1 pseudogene is annotated in these 1,487 nt (G+C 63.5%); it reads left to right on the top strand.

What is annotated here, in order from left to right:
* Nucleotides 1-120 precede the first annotated feature (120 nt).
* A pseudogene (locus OEZ49_RS22955) lies at nucleotides 121-1,467 on the top strand (IS5 family transposase).
* Nucleotides 1,468-1,487 lie beyond the last annotated feature (20 nt).

The following is a 1,487-nucleotide window of genomic DNA, read 5'->3' as shown; positions in this document are numbered from 1 at the left end:
AGTTCGTCCTGAACAACTCCCATCGGGTTGATTTTGTTTTGAAATATTACGGTATCTCTCGCGATCAGCTGCAGGGTTTCGTATAGTTTCGGTGGAAACCTTGCAATTTCGGTCCCGCCCATGAAGCACCGCTCTCGCCCGCCGGAACAGGATGATCTGCTGCGCCCACGGCTGGTCGACATGATCGATCTGCGGCACGAGTTGGTGAAGCTCGCGGCGCTGATCGACTGGGAAGTGTTCGAGCGGGAATGGGCTGGTTTCTTTCCGTCGGCCACCGGACGGCCGGCGACGTCGCCGCGGTTGGTGGCGGGATTGCTCTACCTTCAGCACGCCTATCGGCTGTCGGATGAGGCGGTCGTTGCCCGGTGGGTCGAGACCCCCTATTACCAGCACTTCACCGGCGAGGTGTTCTTTCAGCATCGCCCACCGATCGATCCGTCATCGCTAACCCGCTGGCGCGGGCGCATCAGCGAGGAAGGGGTGGAATGGCTGCTGACCCAGACGATCCGGGCCGGGCAGAAATCCGGCGCCATCGACGAGGACAGTGTGAAGCGTGTGGCCGTCGATACGACCGTGATGGAAAGGCCATCGCCCACCCCACCGACGCCCGGCTCTACGAGCGTGCGCGGGATCAGTTGGTGGCTCTGGCGCGAGGCGCCGGGGTGGAGCTGTGGCAATCCTATGCCCGCCTTGCCCCGCGGCTGGCGCTGCAGGTCGGCCGCTACGCCCATGCGAAGCAGTTCAAGCGCATGCGCAAGGCATTGAAAAATGCTGAAAGGCTATACCGGTCGTGTCATGCGCGATCTGCGCCGCCACCTCGACGACATCCCAGAGGGCACGCTGCGGGACGGGATCGTTGCCAAACTTGCGCTGGTATCCCAACTGCTGCACCAGCAGCCCAAGGGCAGCGACAAGATCTATGCCCTGCACGAGCCGGAGGTCGATTGCATCTCCAAGGGCAAGGCCCGGGTGCGCTACGAGTTCGGTTGCAAGGTCAGCGTGGCGACGACGCTGGACGAGGGCTTCGTGGTGGGCATGCGCAGCTTTCCCGGCAATCCCTATGATGGCCATACCCTGGCCCCGGCGCTGGAACAGGTGGAGATCCTGACCGACCAGCGCCCCGGCCTGGCCGTCGTTGACCGCGGTTATCGCGGCCACGGCGTGGCAGCGACCCGCGTCCTGATCAGCGGCACCCGGCGCGACCTTACGCCAAAACTGATTGCAGAACTCCGACGCCGCGGCGCCATCAAGGCCGAGATCGGCCACATGAAAACCGACGGCCGTCTGGCACGCTGCCCCCTGAAAGGCACCATCGGCGACGCGCTATTTGCCGTGCTCTGCGCCTGCGGCCATAACATCCGCAAGATCCTCGCCCATCTCAGGGCTTGGCTTGTGCTCATCATCGCAACCATTCTGAACGCCATGACCCGCCCGGATCGACCACGTCAGGCGCTTACAGCCGCCTGAAAGCGTTGTTCAGGACGAAC

The organism is Ruegeria marisflavi, from assembly GCF_025673445.1.
Lineage (GTDB): Bacteria > Pseudomonadota > Alphaproteobacteria > Rhodobacterales > Rhodobacteraceae > Ruegeria_B > Ruegeria_B marisflavi.
Note: the sequence above shows the minus strand (reverse complement) of the source record. Positions and strands in the feature narration are given on the sequence as shown.